This is a genomic window from Agromyces sp. LHK192 (genome assembly GCF_004006235.1).
Classification (GTDB): Bacteria; Actinomycetota; Actinomycetes; order Actinomycetales; family Microbacteriaceae; genus Agromyces.
The window spans coordinates 1534649-1557136 of the sequence record NZ_CP034753.1; the positions used below are offsets into that span (position 1 = coordinate 1534649).

A 22488-nucleotide genomic window follows, 5' to 3' on the forward strand; every position below is an offset into this window, starting at 1 on the left:
CAGGAACAGGGCCTCGGCCCTCAGAAAAGGAAATGGCAATGGCAGAACTCTCCATCAGCCCCGACGAGATCCGTTCGGCTCTCTCGGAGTTCGCCCGGGACTACGAGCCGGGCGCGGCCCAGAAGACCGAGGTCGGGTACGTCACCGACGCCGCCGACGGCATCGCGCACGTCGAGGGCCTCCCCTCGGTCATGGCGAACGAGCTCGTGCGCTTCGCGGACGGAACGCTCGGCCTCGCCCTGAACCTCGAAGAGGACGAGATCGGCGTCGTCGTGCTCGGCGAGTTCACCGGCATCGAAGAGGGCATGGAGGTGACCCGCACGGGCGAGGTCCTCTCCGTCCCCGTCGGCGAGGGGTACCTCGGCCGCGTCGTCGACCCGCTCGGCAACCCGATCGACGGCCTCGGCGAGATCGCCGGCATCGAGGGTCGCCGTGCGCTCGAGCTCCAGGCCCCCGGCGTCATGCAGCGCAAGTCGGTGCACGAGCCGCTGCAGACCGGCATCAAGGCCATCGACGCGATGATCCCGGTCGGCCGCGGCCAGCGCCAGCTCATCATCGGCGACCGCCAGACCGGCAAGACCGCGATCGCGATCGACACGATCATCAACCAGAAGGCCAACTGGGAGTCGGGCGACCCGACCAAGCAGGTCCGCTGCATCTACGTCGCGATCGGCCAGAAGGGCTCGACCATCGCCTCGGTGAAGGGCGCCCTGGAAGACGCGGGTGCGATGGAGTACACCACCATCGTCGCTGCCCCGGCCTCCGACCCCGCCGGTTTCAAGTACCTCGCGCCGTACACCGGCTCGGCCATCGGCCAGCACTGGATGTACGACTCGAAGCACGTCCTGATCATCTTCGACGACCTGTCGAAGCAGGCCGAGGCCTACCGTGCCGTGTCGCTGCTGCTGCGTCGTCCGCCGGGCCGCGAGGCGTACCCCGGCGACGTCTTCTACCTGCACTCGCGTCTGCTCGAGCGTTGCGCGAAGCTGTCCGACGAGCTCGGCGCCGGATCGATGACGGGTCTGCCGATCATCGAGACCAAGGCGAACGACGTCTCGGCGTACATCCCGACCAACGTGATCTCGATCACCGACGGCCAGATCTTCCTCCAGTCCGACCTCTTCAACGCGAACCAGCGTCCCGCGGTCGACGTCGGCATCTCGGTCTCCCGAGTCGGCGGCGACGCCCAGGTGAAGTCGATCAAGAAGGTGTCCGGCACGCTCAAGCTCGAGCTCGCGCAGTACCGCTCGCTCGAGGCGTTCGCGATGTTCGCGTCCGACCTCGATGCAGCCTCGCGTCGTCAGCTCGCCCGCGGTGCGCGCCTGACCGAGCTGCTCAAGCAGCCGCAGTACTCGCCCTACCCCGTCGAGGACCAGGTCGTCTCGATCTGGGCCGGCACGAACGGCAAGCTCGACGAGGTCCCGGTCGAGGACATCCTGCGCTTCGAGCGCGAGCTCCTCGACTACCTCGGTCGCAACACGAACGTCCTGAACGAGCTCCGCGAGACCAACGTCCTGAGCGACGAGAACGTCGCGACGCTCGAGGCCGAGATCGACAAGTTCAAGCTGGAGTTCCAGACCGGCGAGGGCAAGCCGCTCGCCTCGGTCGGCTCGGAGCAGTTCGAGGCCATCGCCGAGGAAGACGTCAACCAGGAGAAGATCGTCAAGGGTCGCCGCTAGGCGATCCTGGACGAGCTGAACCTCGGACGTTAGGGATACAGGAGAGACATGGGAGCGCAACTTCGGGTCTACCGGCAGAAGATCAAGTCTGCCCAGACGACGAAGAAGATCACGAAGGCGATGGAGCTCATCGCCGCCTCGCGCATCCAGAAGGCGCAGGCCCGGGTCGCGTCGACGACGCCGTACTCGCGTGCCATCACCCGTGCCGTCTCGGCGGTGGCGACGTACTCCAACGTGGAGCACGTCCTCACGACGGAGCCGGAGACCATCGAGCGCGCGGCTGTCGTGATCCTCACGTCGGACCGCGGCTTGGCGGGCGCGTTCAACTCGCAGGTGCTTCGCGAGGCGGAGGAGCTCAGCGAACTGCTCCGTTCGCAGGGCAAGGAGGTCGTGTACTTCCTCGTCGGGCGCAAGGCGGTCGGATACTTCCAGTTCCGTCGCCGCGACTCCGAGCGCCAGTGGACCGGCAGCAGCGAGAACCCAGAGTTCGAGCTCGCGAAGGACATCGCCGAGGCCGTCCTCGAGGCGTTCCTGCGCGACGCGGCCGACGGCGGCGTCGACGAGATCCACGTGGTCTACAACAAGTTCGTCAGCATGATGACGCAGACCCCGGAGGTCGTGCGCCTGCTGCCGCTCGAAGTCGTCGAGGGCGTCGAGGAGCCGGACGCGACCGTCCAGCCCCTCTACGAGTTCGAGCCCGACGTCGAGACGGTGCTGGACTCGCTGCTGCCGGTGTACATCGAGAGCCGCATCTTCAACGCGCTTCTGCAGTCCGCCGCAGCGAAGCACGCGGCGACGCAGAAGGCCATGAAGTCGGCCTCGGACAACGCCGACAAGCTCATCACCGACTACACGCGTCTTGCGAACGAGGCGCGCCAGGCCGAGATCACCCAGCAGATCGCCGAGATCGTGGGCGGCGCCGACGCGCTCGTCACCAAGAAGTAATCCAGAAAAGAGAGAGCCAGAATGACTGACACCGCAACCGCGCCGGTCGCAGCGTCGACCGCCGGCACCGTCGGCCGCATCGCTCGCGTGACGGGCCCCGTCGTCGACATCGAGTTCCCCCACGACTCGATCCCCGAAATCTACAACGCGCTCCAGACCACGGTCACGATCGGCGATGAGACCTCGGTCCTGACGCTCGAGGTCGCGCAGCACCTCGGCGACGACCTGGTGCGCGCCATCGCGCTGAAGCCGACGGACGGCCTCGTCCGCGGCCAGGAGGTCTCCGACACCGGCGAGGCCATCTCGGTGCCCGTCGGCGACGTCACCAAGGGCAAGGTCTTCAACGTGATCGGCGAGGTGCTGAACGGGGAGCCCGGCGAGCAGATCGAGATCACCGAGCGCTGGCCGATCCACCGCAAGCCCCCGGCCTTCGACCAGCTCGAGTCGAAGACCCAGCTCTTCGAGACCGGCATCAAGTCGATCGACCTCCTCACGCCCTACGTGCAGGGTGGCAAGATCGGCCTCTTCGGTGGTGCGGGCGTCGGCAAGACCGTCCTCATCCAGGAGATGATCCAGCGCGTCGCGCAGGACCACGGCGGTGTGTCGGTGTTCGCCGGCGTCGGCGAGCGCACCCGTGAGGGCAACGACCTCATCCACGAGATGGAGGAGGCCGGCGTGTTCGACAAGACCGCGCTCGTCTTCGGCCAGATGGACGAGCCGCCGGGGACGCGTCTGCGCGTCGCCCTGTCGGCCCTCACGATGGCGGAGTACTTCCGCGACGTGCAGAAGCAGGACGTGCTGCTCTTCATCGACAACATCTTCCGCTTCACGCAGGCCGGCTCCGAGGTGTCGACGCTGCTCGGTCGCATGCCCTCCGCGGTGGGCTACCAGCCGAACCTCGCCGACGAGATGGGCATCCTCCAGGAGCGCATCACCTCGACGCGTGGTCACTCGATCACCTCGCTGCAGGCGATCTACGTCCCCGCCGACGACTACACCGACCCGGCGCCGGCGACCACGTTCGCGCACCTCGACGCGACCACCGAGCTCTCGCGTGAGATCGCCTCGAAGGGTCTGTACCCCGCGATCGACCCGCTGACCTCGACCAGCCGCATCATGGACCCGCGGTACCTGGGTGCCGACCACTACCGGGTCGCGACGACGGTCAAGCAGATCCTCCAGAAGAACAAGGAACTCCAGGAGATCATCGCGATCCTCGGTGTCGACGAGCTCTCCGAAGAGGACAAGATCACGGTGGCCCGCGCGCGCCGGATCCAGCAGTTCCTGTCGCAGAACACGTACATGGCGAAGAAGTTCACGGGCGTCGAGGGTTCGACCGTCCCGCTGAAGGACACCATCGAGTCGTTCGACGCGATCGCCCGTGGTGACTTCGACCACGTCGCCGAGCAGGCCTTCTTCAACGTCGGTCCGATCACGGACGTCGAGGAGAAGTGGGCGCAGATCCAGAAGGAGAACGGCTGAACATGGCCGCCCTCAACGTGAGCGTCGTCTCGGCGGACCGCGAGGTCTGGTCGGGCGAGGCGACCATGGTGGTGGCGCGCACCGTCGAAGGCGAGATCGGCATCCTGCCGGGTCACGAGCCGATGCTCGCGATCCTCGCCGGCGGCGAGGTGCGCGTCACCCTGCCCGGCGGCGAGAAGATCGCCGCCACGGCGGAGGACGGCTTCCTGTCGGTCCAGTCCGACTCCGTACAGGTCGTCGCCTCGCGCGCCGCACTGGCGTAACGGGTCGCGGATGCCGGGGGAGCAGCCGATCGACCGCCAGTTCGGTGACCTGAGCGTCACCCAACTCATCGTGATGGCCGGGCTGCCGGGTGCGGGCAAGTCGACGATCGGAGAGATCGTCGGCGCCCGCCTCGGCGCCACGGTCGTCTCCGTCGACCCGATCGAGTCGGCGATCCTGCGTGCCGGCATCGCCGTCGATCAGCCGACCGGCCTCGCAGCCTACCTCGTCGCGGAGGAGATCGCGCGGAAGGAACTCGCGGCCGGCCGCACCGTCATCGTCGATGCGGTCAACGCCGGAGAGGCCGCGAGACTGCAGTGGCGCGACCTCGCCGAGGAGACCGATGCGCGTCTGCGCGTCGTCGAGGTGGTGTGCTCGGACGAGCGTCTCCATCGGGCACGGCTCGAGAAGCGCGAGCGTGGGCTTCCGCATCTGGAGGAGACGACCTGGCGCGCGGTCGAGCAGAGCCTCGAGGGGTACGCGGCGTGGATCGGCCCCTGCGCGGCGCTGCCGCGCATCACCATCGACAGCGTCGGATCCCTGGGCGAGAACGTCGACACCGCCCTCGCGTTCATCGGCTCGTAGTGCTGATCCTGCTGCCTCCGTCGGAGACGAAGCGGGACGGCGGGCGAGATCGGACGTCGGCCGTGTTCGGATCGATGTCGTTCGGCGCGCTCGAATCGGTACGTGAAGGACTGGTCGACGACGTCGTCGCGTTCGCGGCCGATCCCGGCGCGATGATGCGCGGGCTGAAGCTCGGGCCACGGCTCGCCGCCGAGGTCGATCGGAACGCGGCGCTCCGCACCGCGCCGGTGATGCCGGCGCTCGATCGGTACACCGGGGTGCTCTACGACGCGTTGGACGCCCCGTCGCTGGATGCCGAGGCGCGGGAGTTCGCGCGGGACTCGGTCGCGGTGCACTCGGCGCTCTTCGGCCTCGTCGGCGCGATGGACGAGATCCCCGCGTATCGGCTCTCGCACGACTCTCGGATTCCCGGCGCGCGGCTCAAGGCACGTTGGCGTGCGGTGATCGCCGAGGCGCTGCAGGCCTTCGACGGGCTCGTCGTCGACCTCCGCTCGGAAGGCTACGTCGACCTCGGACCGGCGCCGGCCCGAGACGACTCGGTGTTCCTTCGTGTGGTGGCAGAGGACGGAACCGGCCGACGCCGCGCCCTGAATCACTTCAACAAGCGGGCGAAGGGGCTCTTCACGCGGGCCCTGCTCCTCGATCGCCCGTCGCTGGGGGGCACCGCGGATCTGCTCGCGTGGTCGGCCGAACACGGGTTCCGGCTCGACGCGGATGGTCGGGGAGAACGGTCTTCGGCGACGAAGCCCGCCGAACTGGAGTTGGTGGCCTGACGCCGTCGTTTCGACGGACTGGGGCGGTCAGCGATCGCTCGCGCGGAAGCATCCGACGAGGTGGTCGTCGACCATGCCGCAGGCCTGCATGAGGGCGTACATCGTCGTCGGCCCGACGAACCGGTATCCGCGCTGTCGGAGTGCGCGGCTCATCGCCGTGGATTCTGCGGTGACTGCCGGGACCTCCGCGAACGAAGTCGGCCGCGCAGCGCGGTGTTCCGGAGCGAAGCCCCACAGGAACGCGTCGAGCGGTTCATCGAGCGCGAGGGTCGCCCTGGCGTTCGCGATGGTGGCCTCGATCTTGCCTCGGTGCCGGATGATGCGCTCGTCGCTGAGGAGTCGTTCGACGTCATCGGCGGTCATGCCGGCGACGCGGTCCACGTCGAACCCGTGGAACACCTCCCGGAACGCGGGCCGCCGCCGAAGGATCGTGATCCACGAGAGCCCCGCCTGGAAGCCTTCGAGGCAGAGCTTCTCGAACAGGCGGGTCGGGTCGTGCTGCGGGCGACCCCATTCCTCGTCGTGGTAACGCCGGTACTCGGGGTCGGAGGCGCCCCAGCCGCACCTCGCGAGGCCGTCGTCGCCGACGACGAGTTCGGGCCTCGGAAGGGGACTCACGCGGCGAATCCGATCGCCTCGTGGCCGAGGAGCCACTGCTTCGTGGGGATGCCCTCGCCCCCCGAATAGCCCGTGATCCGACCGTCGCCGGCGAGCACTCGATGACAGCCGATGATGATCGGAACGGGGTTCGCACCGACGGCGCCGCCGATCGCCCGGGCGGCACCCGGGCGTCCGACCGCGGCGGCGAGGGAGCCGTAGCTGGTGGCCTCGCCCCATCCCAGTCGTCCGAGTTCGGCCCAGACCGCCTGCTGGAACGGGGTACCGGTCAGGCGGACCGGGAGGTCGAAGGTCGTGCGGGAACCGGCGAAGTACTCGTCGAGTTGAGCCACGGCGTCGTCGAGCACGGCACAGGTGCGCGGGGGGACCTCGTCGTGAGGGAGGTGGCCGTCGCGCTCGATGCTCAGTCCGGTCACGGCGTCACCGTCGGAGAGCACCTCGATGCGCCCGATCGGGCTTTGGATTCGGGTGAGATACACGTCGCTCATGCTTCGAGCGTAATCAGCCGCGCCGACACCGGCTCGCGGAATTCGGACATCGGTGCGCGCCCGAAGCGTCGACCGGATGTGGAGGGCCGGTCGGCCGATGCGGTGCGACCGGCTCTGCACCTCGTACCACGTGCCCCGACCGTCTCACCTGTGACCGATTCGCCGGTTCCGGCGCGGCCGGTTGGTCCAGCCTGCCGAGCATGACCTCGATCATCCGCGCTGAATCCGCGCACGATTTCCTCGCCATGCTGCCGACCCTCGCGGGCTATCGGCCCGAGCGCTCGCTCGTCTGGGTCGCGTTCCGCGGGAACCGCACCGCGGGAGTCATCCGATTCGACCTTCCGCGCCGCGCGGCCGACCGGGATCGGCTCGTCGCTGCAGGGATCGGCATGCTCTGCCGGCTGGCCGGCGTCGACGCCGTGGTGCCGGTCGCGTACACGAGCGACCCGTATGCGGGACGTCGCGGCGCCGGCACGACGAACCTGTTGCGGCTCGCAGTGCGGCGGGCGGAGGAGGCCGGATTCCTCGTGCGCGACGCGCTGCACGTCGCCCGTGACGCCTGGGCGTCGGTCCTCGATGCCGGACCGTGTGCGACCGGCATGCCGCTCGAACTCATCGAGCGCAGTCCGGTCGCCCTCGCGCACGGTGACCACGACCTCGGCGACGGTCCGACGGGATTCCACCGGCTGCCCGAGGCGGATCCCGAGCAGGTCGAACGGGTCGGCGCGATCCTCGCGCGGCTGCGCGGCGGGTTCACCGCAGCCGGGACACCGCGGGCAGCCGCGGATTCATCGGCCGCGATCGCTTCGCTCGCCGACGAGCTCGAGGGTCTCGGGTGGCGAACCGATCCGGTCGAGTTCATCGAGTTCGTCGTCGCCGTCCCGGACGACGCCGCGGACCGGACCCGGGAGCTCGCGTGGCTTGCACACCTGGCCGCCCTGCCGGTCTACCGGGACGCCATGATGCTGCAGGTCGCGTTCGGGCGCATCGTCGGCGAACGCGCGCTCGACGACTGGGGTCCGGCCATCGATCCGACCGTCGGCGAGATGCTCGCCGAACTCCTGCTCGGCCGGTCGTCGCGGCGACCCGACGTCGAGCGGGTCGAACGCGGCATCGCGTTCGCGCTGCGCGCGGCCGTAACGGTCTCCGACGCCCATCGCGCGGGCGTGCTCTGCATGGCCGGCTGGCTCAGCTGGACGCTCGGGCGCGGATCCGCGGCCGCCGACCTCTTCGAGCGGGCGCTCGACGCCGATCCGTCGCAGGGGATGGCGCGCCTGCTGCTCGAGCACCTGGGCGCGGGAGCCTTCCCCGACTGGGCCTTCACCGAACCGCAGGCGGCCGGCGACGCGGAGCATGGTATCGCGGGAGACGCCTTCCGCGACGTGCCGTTCAGTGCCCGACGAGCGGAGCGAGGGCCTTCGCGATGATCGACGGGCGCCCCGTGAGGTGTTCCTCGGCGTCCGCGAACCCCATGCCGAGGACGCCGAGGTTGGCTCCGGCGAAGCGCAGGGGCTCGGGCTCCCACAGCGGTGATCGGTGATTCGCCCACGGCAGCCGGGTGAGATCGGTGTCGCGACCCAGCATCAGGTCGGCGAGGGTTCGACCGGCGAGGTTGGTCGTCGAGAGCCCGTCACCCACGTACCCGCCCGCGAATCCCACGCCGGTGCGCGGATTGAAGCTCGCGGTCGCGTGCCAGTCACGGGCGACGCCGAGCGGCCCGCCCCATCGGTGCGTGACCCGGGCGTCGCCCACAGCCGGGAAGAGTTCCCCGAGGGTCGCGCGCAGGTGCGCGAACACACGGTCGTCGTGCTCGAGTTCGGGCGCGACCCGACTGCCCCAGTGGTATCGCGCGCCGCGACCGCCGAACGCGAATCGGTTGTCGGCGGTGCGCTGGCCGTACACGAGGAGGTGGCGGTAGTCGCTGAACGTCTGCCCGTGGTCGATGCCGATCTCCTCCCAGACCTCGTCGGACAGGGGCTCCGTCGCGATCATCAGGGAGTAGATGGGCAGGATGCGTCGGCGAACGCGCGGCAGTTGCGAGCCGTATCCCTCGGTCGCGACGATGATCTGCCGGGCCGAGACGGTGCCGGTCGCGTCGCTGCCGTCGAGCGCCCGGAAGCGCACCCGACCCGCCGACCAGTCGAGCACCTCGGTCCGTTCGAAGATCGCGACGCCGAGGGCCTCGACGGTTCGGGCGAGGCCTCGGACGAGCTTCGCGGGATGCACCCGCGCGCACGCGGGGTCGAAGACCGCCGCGGGCGTCTGGTCGTCCAGTCCGGCGACGCCGAACCTGCGGCCGATGGTCGCCTGGTCCCAGTACTCGAGCCGGTCGATGCCGTACTGCGCAGCCTCCGCGACATCCGACTGGGCGCTTCGTCGCTGGACGTCGGTTCGCGCGAAGAGCAGCGTGCCGCCGGCCTCGAAATCGCAATCGATCCCTTCGGACGCGGTGACCCGTCGGATCTCGTCGACCGTGTCGACCATCGCACGCCGCATCGCCACGGCCGCGTCCCACCCGTGCTCGCGCTCGAGGGATGCCGCGGAGCGCGGGAACAGGGCCGAGCACCACCCGCCGTTGCGACCGGATGCCCCGAATCCGGCGATCTCCTTCTCGAGGACCGCGATGCGCAGGCCCGGGTCGGCCTTCGCGAGGCTGTACGCCGTCCACAGGGCGGTCAGGCCCCCGCCGATCAGGCAGACGTCGAACCAGGCGTCGGCCGTCAGCGAGGCTCGGGGGCGCAGCGGATCGACACCGCTCGCCGCGAGGTCGTCGAGCCAGAAACTCGCTCGGCGGTACCTCGCGGAGTCGTCCGATTCGGTTCCGAGGTCCCGGCGCTGCGACCGCTCCATCTCAGAGCTTGGTGACGGCTTCGGTCAGTACGCCACGGAGGATCTGCTCGATCTCCCGGAACTCGGGAACGCCGATCGTCAGCGGCGGCGCGAGCTGGATCACGGGGTCGCCGCGGTCGTCGGCACGGCAGTACAGTCCCGCGTCGAACAGCGCCTTCGAGAGGAACCCGCGCAGCAGCCGCTCGGACTCGTCGTCATCGAAGGTCTCGCGGGTGGCCTTGTCCTTGACGAGCTCGATGCCGAAGAAGTACCCGTCGCCGCGGACGTCGCCCACGATCGGGATGTCGAGCAGCTTCTCGAGCTCGGCGCGGAACAGCGGCGAGTTCTCGCGGACCCGCTCGTTGAGGCGCTCCTCCTCGAAGATGTCGAGGTTCTCGAGCGCGACGGCGGCCGAGACGGGGTGACCGCCGAAGGTGTAGCCGTGGTAGAAGCTCGTCGTGCCCTTGGAGAACGGCTCGTACAGCTTCTCCGACACGATCGTCGCGCCGATCGGGGAGTACCCCGACGTCATCGCCTTAGCGCAGGTGATCATGTCGGGCACGTAGTCGTACGCGTCGCAAGCGAACATGTGCCCGATGCGCCCGAACGCGCAGATGACCTCGTCGGAGACGAGCAGCACGTCGTACTGGTCGCAGATCTCGCGCACCCGCTTGAAGTAGCTCGGCGGCGGCGGGAAGCAGCCGCCGGAGTTCTGCACCGGCTCCAGGAAGACGGCGGCGACCGTCTCCGGGCCCTCGAACTGGATCATCTCCTCGATCCGGTTGGCCGCCCAGAGACCGAAGGCCTCGAGGTCGTCGGCGGGCGCGCCGACCTCGGCGGCGCGGTAGAAGTTGGTGTTGGGCACCCGGAATCCTCCGGGGGTGAGCGGCTCGAACATCTCCTTCATGGCCGGGATGCCCGTGATCGCGAGGGCGCCCTGCGGCGTGCCGTGGTACGCGACCGAGCGGGAGATGACCTTGTGCTTCGTCGGCCGGCCCTGGAGCTTCCAGTAGTACTTCGCGAGCTTGAACGCGGTCTCGACGGCCTCGCCGCCGCCCGTCGAGAAGAAGACGCGGTTGAGGTCGCCGGGCGCGTACTCGGCGAGCCGGTCGGCGAGTTCGATCGCCGCGGGGTGGGCGTAGCTCCAGATCGGGAAGAACGCGAGCTGCTCGGCCTGCTTCGCCGCGACCTCCGCGAGCCGCCTGCGGCCGTGGCCGGCGTTCACCACGAAGAGGCCGGAGAGGCCGTCGAAGTACTCGCGACCCTGCACGTCGTAGATGTGGTGCCCCTCGCCGCGCGTGATGATGGGCACGCCGGACGCCTCCATCGTCGACTGGCGGGCGAAGTGCATCCAGAGGTGGTCCTTCGCCTGCTGCTGGAGTGCCGCGTTGTCGTACGTCGGTGCGGACATGATCTTCCCTTCGAGGGGCGCGCTCAGCGCGTGCCCCAGTTGTAGAACTGCTTCTGCAGCTTCAGGTAGACGAACGTCTCCGTCGTCTGCACGCCGTCGAGGTTCCGGACCCGCTCGTTGAGCAGCGTGATCAACTGGTCGTCGTCCTCGCAGACCACCTCGGCCAGCAGGTCGAAGCTGCCCGCCGTGAGCACGACGTAATCGATCTCGGGGATCTCGGCTAGCCGTTCGGCGAGCACGCGCGTGTCGCCCGTCGCGCGCACGCCGATCATCGCCTGGCGTGTGAAGCCGAGTTGCATCGGATCGGTGACCGCGACGATCTGCATGACGCCGGATTCGGTGAGGCGCTGGACGCGCTGGCGCACCGCGGCCTCGGACAGGCCGACCGCCTTGCCGATGTCGGAGTACGAGCGCCGACCGTCGGCCTGGAGCTGCTCGATGATCGCCTTCGAGACGTCGTCGAGGTGCACCGGTCGATGCGGTGAACGCCCATGGTTCGTCATTCGACGATTCTGACAGCGAGCAAGACGGTGTGCAAGGGATTCCGTCGGCATCCGATCGATGTGCAACGGATTCCACGGTGAACGCTCGCGGCTGACGACCCGATCCGCCTACCATGGGGGCGCCGCCCGACGAATGCGGCGCATCGACGCCAGTGTCCGATCCAGGAGCCGCGAATGTCCGTTCCCACCCTCCGCAACTTCATCGACGGCGATCACGCCGAGCCCGCCGGCGAGTCGGCGTTCGCCCTCGTCGACCCGGCGACCGAGGAGGTGTACGCGCACGCCCCGGTGTCGACCGCGGCGGACATCGACGTCGCGTACGCCGCGGCCGCGCGGGCGTTCGAGGCGTGGGGCGAGACGACGCCCGCGGAGCGCCAACTCGCGCTGTTCCGCATCGCCGATGCCGTCGCCGACCGGGCCGAGGAGTTCGCCGACCTCGAGAGCCGGGACACCGGGAAGCCGCGGGCGACGCTCGTCGCCGACGAGATCGACCAGTCCGTCGACCAGCTCCGGTTCTTCGCGGGCGCCGCTCGCAACCTCGAGGGCCGCGCCGCCGCCGAGTACCTCGCCGGCCACACCTCCTACATCCGCCGCGAGCCGATCGGCGTGATCGGACAGGTCACCCCGTGGAACTACCCGCTCAACATGGCGATCTGGAAGATTGCGCCGGCCATCGCGGCCGGCAACACCGTGGTGCTCAAGCCCTCCGACACGACGCCGCTGTCGACGATCCGACTCGCCGAGGTCGCCGCCGAGTTCCTTCCCGCGGGCGTGCTCAACGTCGTGCTCGGCGACCGCGGCACCGGCGCGGCGCTCCTGCAGCACCCGACGCCGCAGATGGTCGCGATCACCGGTTCCGTCCGCGCCGGGATGGAGGTCGCCCGATCCGCGGCGGACGATCTCAAGCGAGTGCACCTCGAACTCGGCGGCAAGGCTCCGGCAGTCGTGTTCGCCGACGCGGACCTCGCCGCGGCCGCCGAGGGGATCGTGACCGCGGCGTACTTCAACGCCGGGCAGGACTGCACGGCGGCGACGCGGGTCATCGTGCACGACGCCGTGCACGACGAGTTCGTCGCGGCGCTGTCCGCCCGCATCCGCACGCACGCACGCACCGGCGGGCCCGCCGAGGAGGGCGTGCTCTACGGCCCGCTCAACAACGTGGACCAGCTCGCCAGGGTGACGGGCTTCATCGACCGGCTGCCCGCGCACGCCGAGGTCGCCGTCGGAGGTCGCCGCCAGGGCGACCGGGGCTACTTCTTCGAGGCCACCGTCGTCACCGGGGTGAGGCAGGACGACGAACTCGTCCAGAGCGAGGTCTTCGGGCCCGTCCTCACGGTCCAGCCGTTCCGAGAGGAGGCCGAGGCGCTCGCGATGGCCAACGGGGTGCCGTACGCACTCGCGGCATCCGTCTGGACGTCCGATCACGCGCGCGCGATGCGCCTGTCGAGGCGACTGGACTTCGGATGCGTCTGGATCAACACGCACATCCCGTTCGTCTCCGACATGCCGCACGGCGGGTTCAAGCACTCCGGCTACGGGAAGGACCTCTCGCAGTACGGCTTCGAGGACTACACCCGGATCAAGCACGTCATGAGCCACTTCGGACCGTGAGCCCACGGCGCAGGCGCTGCGCGCAATCGGATCCGGCGGTGCCAGACTGGACGGCATGGTTCCGGGGATGATCCGCGCGGTTCAGGCGTCAGGCGCGTCCCCGGCGGCGTCCGGCGGGTCTGCGTGGGACGTCGTCGCCGGCGGACGATTCGTGGTCGCCTTCCCGGCACCGGCACCGGGTGCGGTCCTCGAGGCGTTCGAACGGGCAGCGACGGGTTCGCCGTCGCTCGAGGCGCTGATCGGCGCGATCCCGCTGGGCGCGGACGGCGTCACCGGATTCGCCCTCGTGTGGTGGCCGCGGACCGGGTCGACCATGACCGCGGTCGTACGGGGGGACGCCGCGGTCGACCTCGCATCGCCCGGTGGTCGCCGCCGACTCGAGGGCCGGGGCATCCTGCCGTGGCACCTCGCGGAGTTCCGCGACGTCGAGGCGCTGCGGATCGGGGCGGGGTCGTCGGCGCGTGGGGCATCCGACGGCGTGGCGGCGGACGCCGGGTTCGGTGCTCCGGACGGCCGCAGGTTCCGAGCCGAGTCGATCGAGTGGCGGACGGCGACGGCAGCCGGGTCCGCCGCGCCCGACGTCGCGGAGACGTCGACGACGACGTGGGACACCGCGTGGGATCCCGCCGCGCACGCCGGCGACCCCGCGCCGGGCGACGAGGATGCCGGCGAGGATGCCGACGAGGTCGCCGACGCGCGCAGCGTCGAGCGAGCCTTCGGGTTCAGGGTCGGGTCCGCAGCCGCCAGGACGTCGGTCGGCCGGGTGCTGATCGGTCGCCGCCCGCGGCCGCCGAGGATCACGGTCGAACCGGTCGAGCTCGTCGAGGTCGACGGGCCGGACACGGTCTCCGGCACGCATCTGGAACTGCGGCGTGAGGGCGACCGGGTCGTCGCGACCGACCTGCGGTCGACCAACGGCACCGTGATCCGGACCTCGGCGGGGGCCCGCCGGATGCTCGCCGGCGAATCGGTCGTCGTGCCGCCGGGTGCCCTCCTCGAACTCGGAGGCGCTACGATCGTCGAGATCCTCCCGACCCAGGAGGATCCGAACCACCCCGACAGGCAGGCTCCCGCGTGACGCAGATCGGAAACGGCAACCCCCGCCATCGAGTGACGATGCCGAGCGGGACGGAGGTCGTGCTGTCCTGGTCGGCCGTCTCCGACACCGGCCACCGGCGCGAGGTCAACGAGGACAGCTTCGTCGCGCAGCCGCCCGTGTTCGCCGTGGCGGACGGCATGGGCGGGCACGCCGCGGGCGACTTCGCCAGCGCCGCGGTCGTCACCCGCCTCGCCGAGCACGGCGGCGAGGCCGCGATCGGCACGCCGGAACTCGACCGGTCGCTCCGTCTCGCGGTCCAGGACATGGGTCGAGGCGCGGGTGTCACCGACGAGGGCAGCGGGACGACGGTCACCGGGGTCGCGCTCGGGGAGATCAGCGGCGAGGCCGCCTGGCTGGTCTTCAACATCGGGGACTCCCGCGTCTACCGGCTCATCGGCGGGGTGCTCGAGCAGCTCACCGTGGACCACTCGGTGGTCCAGGAGCTCGTCGACGCCGGACAGATCACGCGCGACGAGGCCGACACCCATCCGCACGCCAACGTGATCACGCGGGCGGTCGGCTTCCACGAGGCGCCCCTGCCCGACTACCGGGCGATCGCGATCGAGCCGGGCATGCGGCTCCTCGTGTGCTCCGACGGGCTGACGAAGGAACTGACCAGCTATGGAATCCGGCACTTCCTCCTGTCCAACCCGAAGTCGGAGCAGGCGACCAGGGCGCTGCTCGAGGCCGCCCTCGGCAACGGCGGCAGGGACAACGTCACGATGATCGTCGTCGACGTCCTCGCCATCACGCGTTCGGAAGCGGTCCACTCCGCCTGACGCGTCCCGCCGCCCCCCGGCGGCTCGACGCGGCGGGACGGGCGGATCTGCGGGCGGCGCCGACCGCGCCCTCGTCCTTAGAATGGGGACACTCGCAGCCGCGCCCGTTCGTCCGGGTGCGCTCACCCGATCCGAGGGAGGAACGTGTCGAGGCGACTCCCGTCAACGCCGCCCACCCTGCCGGGCTTCGCGTTCGTGCGGGTGCTCGGGTCGGGCGGGTTCGCCGACGTGTTCCTGTACGAGCAGAACATGCCCAGGCGACTCGTCGCCGTCAAGGTGCTGCTCGCCGAGGTGGTGAACGACGAGGTCCGCCAGATGTTCCAGGCCGAGGCCAACCTCATGGCGCAGCTGTCCAGCCACCCGGCGATCCTGACCGTGTTCCAGGCGAGCGTCGCCGCCGACGGCCGTCCGTACCTCGTGATGGAGTACTGCGCGTCGACGCTCGGACGCCGGTATCGGGTCGAGCCGTTGCCGCTGAGCGAGGTGCTGTCGATCGGTGTCCGCATCGCGGGCGCGGTGGAGTCCGCGCATCGCCAGGGCGTGCTGCACCGCGACATCAAGCCCTCCAACATCCTGACGACCGCGTACGGGCATCCGGTCCTCTCGGATTTCGGGATCGCGGCGACGGTCGGCGAAGCCACCCGGACCGACTCGATCGGCCTGTCCGTGCCGTGGTCGGCCCCGGAGGTGCTCCGCGACGAGGTGTCGGGCACCGTGGCGAGCGAGGTCTGGTCGCTGGGCGCGACGGTCTACTCGCTGCTGGTCGGGCGCAGCCCCTTCGAGATCCCCGACGGCGACAACGGCTCGGCCGCGCTCGGGCAGCGCATCGAGCGCGCGAAGCTGCCGCCGACCGGTCGGACCGACGTACCGCCCGACCTCGAGCGCGCCCTGGCGAAGGCCATGCGCCGCAGGCCCGCGGAACGCCAGGCGAGCGCCCTCGAGTTCGTGCGCGACCTGCAGGCCGTCGAGGACGACCTGGGTCTGCGTCAGACGCCCGTCGACGTCGAGGTCGAGGAGTGGGCGGTCGCGACCGCGAGCGACGTCGACGAGCGGACCCGCGTGGGCGGCGGGCACGCGATTCCCGCGACTCGGGGCGCGCGTCGTCGCCGTCGCGTCTCCCCTCCCGCGGCTGTGACGCCCGAGGCCCGGTCGACCGGGAGCGGGCTCGGCGCGGGCGAGGGGCGGGCGACCTCGAGGCTGGCCTGGGGGATCGCCGCGGGCGCCGTGCTGCTCGCCGGCCTGGTCACCGCGGCGGCGGCGTTCATCGTGCTGTCGGCGGGGGCGATCCCGACCGTCGCGGAGGTGCGGTCCGAGGTCGGCCCCGGCGGCGTGACCTTCAGCTGGGACGATCCGGGGATCGCGTCCGGCGACGCGTACCTCGTCAACATCGACGGCGTCGACGAACCTGCACGTCGCGAGTCCACGATCGTGGTGGATCCCGGCCCGAGCGACCGGGTCTGCGCGTCCGTCCGCGTCAGTCGTGACGGCAGGACCGGTTCGGCGAGCCCCGAGGAGTGCGTCGACCTGGGGAGCGCGGCGCCGTGATCCGGCTCCCGCGCGTCGAGGTCGCGCCGTCGGCGGTGGTGACCGGGGTCGTCGCCGTCGCCCTCACCGCCCTCGTCGCGGCGTTCGCCGTCGCATCCGACGGCTATCGCTCGGAACAGGTCGAGTTCGACGACGGGGCGGTGTGGGTCGCGAACGAGGAGGTCCACGCGGTCGGACGGGCGAACACCGTGCTGCAGGAGCTCAACGCCGCCGTGGAGACCGGTGACGGCCGGATCGATCTCGTGCAGTCCGGGACGACCGTGCTCGCGGTCGACGCCGACAATGCGCGCGTCTCGGTGCTCGATCCGGCGACGGTCGCGGTCGTCGAGACGGTCGCGGTGCCTCCCGAGGATCCGACGATCGCGATCGGCGGCGGTCGTGTGGTCGTGGCTTCGGAGGGCAAGATCTGGACGACGCCGGCTGAGGAGTTCGCCGGCTTCGACGCGGACGGCGAACCGGAGTCCGATTTCGGCCCCGGCTCAGTGGTCGCGGTCGACTCGGAAGGTCGTATCTTCGTCTATCGGCCGGCCACGGGAGAGATCGTCGAACTGCGTGCATCGGCCGCGGCGACGGTCGAGCGGCGCTGGTCGGTCCCGCCCGTGACCGGCTCGACCCCCGCTGCGCAGTCGCGTCGGATGACCTCGGTCGACGGTCGATGGGTCGTGTTCGATCCTGACGTGCCGACGCTCAGGGTCGAGGGGCGCGACATCCCGCTCGACGGGTTCGTCGCCGCCGACGACTCCCCGGTGCTCCAGGCGCCGTCGACGACCGGTGGTGCGGTCGCGATCGCGACCCGGCGCGGACTGGTGACCGTGCCGCTCGACGGCGGCGCGCCGGAGATGGCGGTCTCGGGGCGCGCCGGTGTCCCCGCCCAGCCGGTCAGGCATGCCGGATGCCTCCACGCCGCGTGGGCGGACGGCACGGCGTGGCGCGAGTGCGGCTCGGCCGCGACCACCGAGGACCTGGAGCGCGGCGGCGCATCCGCCTCGCTCGTCTTCCGGACCAACGGCGAGGCGCTCGTGCTCGACTCGCCGGGCGACGGACGGAGTTGGGCCGCTGCCGACGACTACGGCCTGATCGACGACTGGTCCCTGCTCGACGACGTCCGCGACGACCGCACGGTCGAGTTGAACGACCCGCACGAGCCGCCCGCGCTCGAGGCCGCGCAAGCCGAGCCGACGGCCGTCGACGACGATCTCGGCGCCAGGCCCGGGCGCTCGACGCTGCTGCCGGTCCTGTTGAACGACTTCGACCCGAACGGCGACGTGCTGGCGATCCGCTCGGTCGACGGCGCGCTCCCGCCCGGCGCCGTCGTCGACGTCGTCTCCGACCGTCAGGAGTTGCAGCTCACCCTGGCGGACGACGCCTCGGGCTCGGTGTCGTTCTCGTACAGCGTCGACGACGGTCGCGGCGGTGTCGCGACCGCGAGCGTCCGGGTCGCGGTGCGCGCCCCGGAGGAGAACGCCGCGCCCGAACAGCGTCGGGTGACCACGGCCGACGTCGAGGCCGGCAAGCGGCTCACCCTCCCGAGCCTCGGCGAGTGGGTCGATCCCGACGGCGATCCGTTCTTCCTGGCGAAGGCGGAGGTCGCAGGCTCCGATCGGGTCACCTCGACGCCCGACGGCGTCGTCGTGTTCAACGCGGCGGCGGCGCCCGGCGGCGGGCGAACGGTCGGGCTGTCCGTCTCGGACGGCCGCGACGTCGGCGCCGGGGTCCTCTCGATCGACGTGCGGGAGGAGGGCGGGGTCCCGCTGACGACCGAGCCGTTCATCCTGACCGCATCCACCGGCGAGGAGATCTCGATCGATCCGATGCCGCACGTGCGCGGCGGTGCCGGCTCGGTCCGCCTCGCGTCGGTGCCTGCGAAACCGGATGCCTCGATCACCGCCGATCTCGACCGCGGCACCTTCCGGTTCTCCAGCGCCGTCCCGCGCACGCACCTGATCGAGTACACGGTCACGGACGGCGGGGACCCGGTGACCGGGCAGGTGCGCATCGAGGTGGAGACGCCGCCGACCCGTGACACGACGCCGGTGACCGTCCCGCACACCGCCTTCGTGCGGACCGGACAGGCGGTCGACGTCGACGTGCTCGCCGGCGACATCGACCCGCTGGGCGGGGTGCTGCTCGTCACCGAGGTCGAGGACGGGTCCGGAGCGGGTGTCCGGACCGAGGTGATCGAGCACCGCATGCTGCGGGCGACGCTGCTCGGCCCGCTGCAGTACGGATCGATCGACGTGCACTACCGGGTCAGCAACGGCCTCGCGGACGCGGAGGGCGTCGTGACGATCGTCGAGGTTCCGACGGCGGCCGCGCCGCAGCCCCCGGTCGCGTCGCCCGACCACGCGTCCGTGCGGACGGGCGACGTCGTCGACATCCTCGTCCTCGACAACGACGAGCACCCCGACGGCGAGCCGCTGACGCTGGCGCCCGAACTCGCCACGGACCCTGAGGACGGGCTCGCGTTCGTCTCCGACCGCAAGGTGCGCTACCTCGCTCCGGACACGCCGGGCGAGTACCGGCTCGCGTACCGCGTGCTGGGTCCCGACGGGCAGGAGGCCACGGCGGTCGTCGACATCGCCGTTCGGGCGGCGGATGCCGAGACGAACCGGGGACCGGTCCCGGCCGCGGTGACGGCCCGCGCGATCGCGGGCGAGACGATCCGCATCCCGATCCCGCTCGGGCAGGTCGATCCCGACGGCGACTCCGTGCAACTGCTCGGGCAGGTGAGCGCTCCCGATCGCGGCACCGTGGTCACGCGCGGGGCCGACCAGCTGGAGTACACCGCCGGAGAGTACTCGTCGGGCACCGACTCCTTCCGGTACGAGGTCGCCGATTCCCTGGGTGCGCGGGCCACCGGCACCGTCAGGGTCGGGATCGCCCCGCGGATGGACGGCGCGCGCGCGCCGATCGCCGTCCGCGACGCCGTCACGGTGCGACCGGGGCGCACGATCGCGGTGCGCGTCCTCGAGAACGACTCCGACCCGAACGGCGGGTCGCTCGCCATCACGGACGTCGAGCCGAACGCCGGCGACGGCGACGCGCGCGTCGCCGACGAGGCCGTCCTCATCGACGTCCCCGCGGAGCCGGGGGACTCGTCGTACTTCTACACGATCGAGAACGAGCAGCTCGCGACCGCCTCGTCGATCATCCAGGTGCACGCCGATCCGGATGCCCCGTTGTCGCGGCCCGAGGCATCCGACGTGGTCCTGGGCCTCAGCGAGATCGTCGATCGGTCCGTGATCGACGTCGACGTCCTCGAGGAGGCCTTCATCGCGGATGCCGCCGCGGAACGCGCCGAGGTCTCGCTCGTCTCCGGATACGAGGACGACGCGCTCGTCCGCGCCGACGGCTCGATCCGCCTGCAGGTGTACGACGAGCGGCGGATCGTGCCCTTCACCATCGGGCACCCGGACGACCCGACGCTGACCTCGACCGCCGTCGTCGTCGTGCCGGGTCGCGACGACGCGATCCCGCAGCTCCGCCGCGATGCGCCGGCGGTGCGAGTCGACAGCGGCGACGAGGTCCGGCTCGACCTCGACGACTACGTGATCGCCGCCTCGGGCCGACCCGTCCGGATCACCGACCGCTCCTCGCTGACGGCCTCGCACTCCGACGGCACCGACCTGATGGTCGACGAGGACACCGTCAGGTTCCGCTCGGAGGCGGGGTACTTCGGCCCCGCATCGGTCTCCTTCGTGGCCAGCGACGGCGACCCGGAGACCGATCCGACGGCGAGGACCGGGACCATCGTGATCCCGATCACGGTCCGCCCGGCGGAGGGCCTGCCTCCGGTGTTCACGGGCGCCGTGCTCGACCTCCAACCCGACGAGTCCAGGCGGATCGGACTGTCGCGGGTCACGAAGCAGGCCGGCGGCTCGACCTCGACCCTCGAGTACGAGATCGGCACCGTCCCCGACGGGTTCACCGCGGAACTCGACGACGACGAGCTCGTCGTGCGTGCGGACGGCGACGCGCCGCGCGGGCTCACCGGCGAGATCCCCGTCTCGGTCTCCGATGCCGCGGGGGTCGGAACCCCGGGCGTCATCGAACTGCGGGTCGTCGCGTCCACGAGGCCCAGGGCCGAGCCGGTGCCGGACATCGCCGTCGTCGAGCGCGGGCGGACGACCTCGGTGGACGTCCTCGAGAACGATCGGTCGGGCAATCCCTTCCCGGACACGCCGCTGCGCGTGGTCGGCGTGCGCGGAACCGATGCCCAGAACCTCCCCGACGGGGTGCGCGTCGCGCCGAGCAGCGACCGCTCCACGCTGCTCGTCACGGTGGATCGTGACGCGGAGGCGGTCAACGCGACCGTGCAGTACCAGGTCGCCGATGCGACCGGCGACTCCGACCGGTACGCGTGGGGCACCGTGTCGATCTCCGTGCAGGATCGGCCGGATCCGATCACTGACGCACGGGTCACCGGGTTCGGAGACCGCTCCCTCGACCTCGCGTTCGGTGCCGGCGCGGCCAACAACTCGCCCGTCACCGAGTATCAGATCGACCTGCTCGATGCGCGCACCCGGGCACGGGTGGGCGGTTCGACCTGTGCGGCGACCACGTGCACCGTGTCGACCCCGGCCAACGGCGAGGGGGCCGCCGTGGCCGTCCGGATCCAGGCGAGGAATGCGATCGGCCTCTCGGACGCGGTCGAGGTGGTGGGCTCGTACTGGTCGGACGTCATCCCGGCGGCGCCCGGCGGCGTGCAGGCCCTTCCCTTGGACGGCAGGCTCCGCATCCGATGGGATCCGGTGTCGACCGGATCGGGGAGTGCGGTGCGTTCCTACGTGGTGACGGTGGCGGGCGTGGCCACCGAGGTCGGCGCAGGCGGCGTCTGCACGGCGACCGCGTGCACCGTCGACTCGCAGGGCCTCGCGAACGGCAGCCAGGTTCCCGTCGAGGTGAGTGCGCGCAACCAGGCGTTCCCCTCGTTGACCTCGTGGAACACCGCCTCGACCGTGGGCACGCCGTTCGGTCCGCCGATCGCCGGCGGCATCCAGGTCGCGGCCGACGCGGCATCCGGCATCGCGACGGTCGCGTGGTCGCCCTTCGGCGGCAACGGCGATGCGATGGCCGGATACTTCGTCCAGCAGCTCGTCCCCGGATCGACCGACCTCCCGGCGGGACCGCAGGCCTGCCGCGTCACCTCGCCGGCTCCCGGGGAGGTCGTCGCGCCCACGACGGGAGGCAACGTCGCGGCCGCGGTCCGGACGGGACCCGACGCGACCTCGATCCAGTTCAGCGGGCTCACCGCCGAGGGCGCCACCTACGCGTTCGTCGTGTGGGGCTTCAACCGGGCCGGCTGCGTGCCCTCTGCGATCACGACGGCCGTCGTCCGCGCCGGGCCGCCTTCGGTCTCGGCCGTCGGCAACGAGATGGGCTGGCTCGGGCAGACGACCTGGGACCGGTACGTGTCCGGCGTGCAGACCTCGACGGCGGCGCAGACGCTGCAGATCGTGGCCACGGACGGGAGCGGCGCGCACCTCGGAGCACCGCGCGAGTTCTCCGGGGCCGGCTGGCTCCGCGACCTCTTCGGCCGGCCGTTCGGGCAGACCGCGTACTTCCAGGTCCGCGGGTGCACCGTGTGGGGGTCGTGCGGCCCCTGGTCGCAGACCTTCCCCGCCGGGCAGGCCCCGACGCTCACCTTCGAGGTCCCCGGGCGAACCTGGAACGCCGGCGCGCGAGGCTGGAGCTGGTGGAACCAGCCGGACAACGGCGGCATCCCCGCGACGTTCCGGTGCGGCGTCGAGGGCGACGAGACCGGTGGGCCCGCCCGCGGGTGGGGCTGGTGCGACGTGCCGGAGGCGGAACCGGAGGACCGGGTCTGGTTGGATGTCGAGGTGGCCGGCGTGACGGCGAGATTCTGGAACCGATGAGGCG

17 protein-coding genes are annotated in these 22488 nt (G+C 70.9%); 12 read left to right on the forward strand and 5 right to left on the reverse strand.

All coding sequences use genetic code 11. From position 1 onward, the window contains the following. The first annotated feature begins 38 nt into the window (after window positions 1-38). The 6 genes from atpA to ELQ40_RS06825 are packed head-to-tail and all read left to right on the forward strand — an operon-like array spanning window position 39 to window position 5725. On the forward strand, window positions 39-1679 hold the full coding sequence (gene atpA, locus ELQ40_RS06800; RefSeq protein WP_127793007.1) for a F0F1 ATP synthase subunit alpha: 1641 nt from the start codon (window positions 39-41) through the stop codon (window positions 1677-1679). A gap of 48 nt (window positions 1680-1727) precedes the next feature. Beyond that, window positions 1728-2624: a F0F1 ATP synthase subunit gamma gene (locus ELQ40_RS06805; protein ID WP_127793008.1), complete on the forward strand. Its 897-nt coding sequence runs from the start codon at window positions 1728-1730 to the stop codon at window positions 2622-2624. Between the two features lie 21 nt (window positions 2625-2645). Further along, entirely contained in the window at window positions 2646-4106 is a 1461-nt protein-coding gene (gene atpD, locus ELQ40_RS06810) for a F0F1 ATP synthase subunit beta (protein WP_127793009.1), read from the forward strand. Between the two features lie 2 nt (window positions 4107-4108). Next, a complete protein-coding gene (locus tag ELQ40_RS06815; protein ID WP_127793010.1) occupies window positions 4109-4369 on the forward strand; it encodes a F0F1 ATP synthase subunit epsilon in 261 nt (86 codons plus the stop codon). Window positions 4370-4379: 10 nt separating this feature from the next. After that, window positions 4380-4952, forward strand: coding sequence for an ATP-binding protein (locus tag ELQ40_RS06820; RefSeq protein WP_127793011.1), 573 nt, complete (start codon window positions 4380-4382; stop codon window positions 4950-4952). Beyond that, window positions 4952-5725, forward strand: coding sequence for a YaaA family protein (locus ELQ40_RS06825; protein ID WP_127793012.1), 774 nt, complete (start codon window positions 4952-4954; stop codon window positions 5723-5725). The genes ELQ40_RS06820 and ELQ40_RS06825 overlap by 1 nt, the downstream gene beginning before the upstream one ends. Before the next feature lie 27 nt (window positions 5726-5752). Here ELQ40_RS06825 and ELQ40_RS06830 read toward each other — a convergent pair whose 3' ends face one another. Both ELQ40_RS06830 and ELQ40_RS06835 read right to left on the reverse strand, forming a co-directional pair. Beyond that, the gene (locus ELQ40_RS06830; protein WP_205649447.1) at window positions 5753-6343 is read right to left on the reverse strand and encodes a DNA-3-methyladenine glycosylase I; all 591 of its coding nucleotides are present in this window, start codon (window positions 6341-6343) and stop codon (window positions 5753-5755) included. Further along, complete coding sequence (locus ELQ40_RS06835) at window positions 6340-6831, reverse strand: methylated-DNA--[protein]-cysteine S-methyltransferase (RefSeq protein ID WP_127793013.1); 492 nt, start codon at window positions 6829-6831, stop codon at window positions 6340-6342. Before ELQ40_RS06835 ends, ELQ40_RS06830 begins: the two co-directional genes overlap by 4 nt. 200 nt (window positions 6832-7031) lie before the next feature. Between ELQ40_RS06835 and ELQ40_RS06840 the strand changes: the two genes are divergently transcribed. Then, window positions 7032-8258, forward strand: coding sequence for a DUF4192 family protein (locus tag ELQ40_RS06840; protein WP_127793014.1), 1227 nt, complete (start codon window positions 7032-7034; stop codon window positions 8256-8258). Here the strand turns inward: ELQ40_RS06840 and ELQ40_RS06845 are convergent. Genes ELQ40_RS06845 through ELQ40_RS06855 form a run of 3 tightly spaced genes read right to left on the reverse strand, consistent with a single transcriptional unit; the run spans window position 8221 to window position 11574 of the window. Further along, window positions 8221-9681: an FAD-binding oxidoreductase gene (locus ELQ40_RS06845; protein WP_127793015.1), complete on the reverse strand. Its 1461-nt coding sequence runs from the start codon at window positions 9679-9681 to the stop codon at window positions 8221-8223. The genes ELQ40_RS06840 and ELQ40_RS06845 overlap by 38 nt on opposite strands. 1 nt (window position 9682) lies before the next feature. Continuing rightward, a complete protein-coding gene (locus tag ELQ40_RS06850) occupies window positions 9683-11071 on the reverse strand; it encodes an aspartate aminotransferase family protein (protein WP_205649448.1) in 1389 nt (462 codons plus the stop codon). A 23-nt stretch (window positions 11072-11094) separates the two neighbouring features. Continuing rightward, complete coding sequence (locus ELQ40_RS06855) at window positions 11095-11574, reverse strand: Lrp/AsnC family transcriptional regulator (protein WP_127795176.1); 480 nt, start codon at window positions 11572-11574, stop codon at window positions 11095-11097. Between the two features lie 174 nt (window positions 11575-11748). Between ELQ40_RS06855 and ELQ40_RS06860 the strand changes: the two genes are divergently transcribed. From ELQ40_RS06860 to ELQ40_RS06880, 5 genes are all read left to right on the forward strand, one after another. After that, entirely contained in the window at window positions 11749-13185 is a 1437-nt protein-coding gene (locus tag ELQ40_RS06860) for a gamma-aminobutyraldehyde dehydrogenase (RefSeq protein WP_127793016.1), read from the forward strand. A gap of 67 nt (window positions 13186-13252) precedes the next feature. After that, window positions 13253-14263 (forward strand): FHA domain-containing protein, encoded by a 1011-nt coding sequence (locus tag ELQ40_RS06865; protein ID WP_164863498.1) that lies wholly within the window; start codon window positions 13253-13255, stop codon window positions 14261-14263. Next, the gene (locus tag ELQ40_RS06870; RefSeq protein WP_127793018.1) at window positions 14260-15063 is read left to right on the forward strand and encodes a PP2C family serine/threonine-protein phosphatase; all 804 of its coding nucleotides are present in this window, start codon (window positions 14260-14262) and stop codon (window positions 15061-15063) included. Before ELQ40_RS06865 ends, ELQ40_RS06870 begins: the two co-directional genes overlap by 4 nt. Window positions 15064-15207: 144 nt before the next feature. Further along, window positions 15208-16608, forward strand: a complete 1401-nt coding sequence (locus ELQ40_RS06875) for a serine/threonine-protein kinase (protein WP_127793019.1) — start codon at window positions 15208-15210, stop codon at window positions 16606-16608. Beyond that, entirely contained in the window at window positions 16605-22484 is a 5880-nt protein-coding gene (locus tag ELQ40_RS06880; RefSeq protein WP_127793020.1) for an Ig-like domain-containing protein, read from the forward strand. The genes ELQ40_RS06875 and ELQ40_RS06880 overlap by 4 nt, the downstream gene beginning before the upstream one ends. Window positions 22485-22488: the final 4 nt, after the last annotated feature.

What these genes read in the sequence shown, in the direction of transcription:
- atpA (WP_127793007.1), top strand. Translation starts at nt 39, where the DNA reads ATGGCAGAACTCTCCATCAGCCCCGACGAGATCCGTTCGGCTCTCTCG.
- ELQ40_RS06805 (WP_127793008.1), top strand. Translation starts at nt 1,728, where the DNA reads ATGGGAGCGCAACTTCGGGTCTACCGGCAGAAGATCAAGTCTGCCCAG.
- atpD (WP_127793009.1), top strand. Translation starts at nt 2,646, where the DNA reads ATGACTGACACCGCAACCGCGCCGGTCGCAGCGTCGACCGCCGGCACC.
- ELQ40_RS06815 (WP_127793010.1), top strand. Translation starts at nt 4,109, where the DNA reads ATGGCCGCCCTCAACGTGAGCGTCGTCTCGGCGGACCGCGAGGTCTGG.
- ELQ40_RS06820 (WP_127793011.1), top strand. Translation starts at nt 4,380, where the DNA reads ATGCCGGGGGAGCAGCCGATCGACCGCCAGTTCGGTGACCTGAGCGTC.
- ELQ40_RS06835 (WP_127793013.1), bottom strand. Translation starts at nt 6,831, where the DNA reads ATGAGCGACGTGTATCTCACCCGAATCCAAAGCCCGATCGGGCGCATC.
- ELQ40_RS06840 (WP_127793014.1), top strand. Translation starts at nt 7,032, where the DNA reads ATGACCTCGATCATCCGCGCTGAATCCGCGCACGATTTCCTCGCCATG.
- ELQ40_RS06845 (WP_127793015.1), bottom strand. Translation starts at nt 9,681, where the DNA reads ATGGAGCGGTCGCAGCGCCGGGACCTCGGAACCGAATCGGACGACTCC.
- ELQ40_RS06850 (WP_205649448.1), bottom strand. Translation starts at nt 11,071, where the DNA reads ATGTCCGCACCGACGTACGACAACGCGGCACTCCAGCAGCAGGCGAAG.
- ELQ40_RS06855 (WP_127795176.1), bottom strand. Translation starts at nt 11,574, where the DNA reads ATGACGAACCATGGGCGTTCACCGCATCGACCGGTGCACCTCGACGAC.
- ELQ40_RS06860 (WP_127793016.1), top strand. Translation starts at nt 11,749, where the DNA reads ATGTCCGTTCCCACCCTCCGCAACTTCATCGACGGCGATCACGCCGAG.
- ELQ40_RS06865 (WP_164863498.1), top strand. Translation starts at nt 13,253, where the DNA reads ATGATCCGCGCGGTTCAGGCGTCAGGCGCGTCCCCGGCGGCGTCCGGC.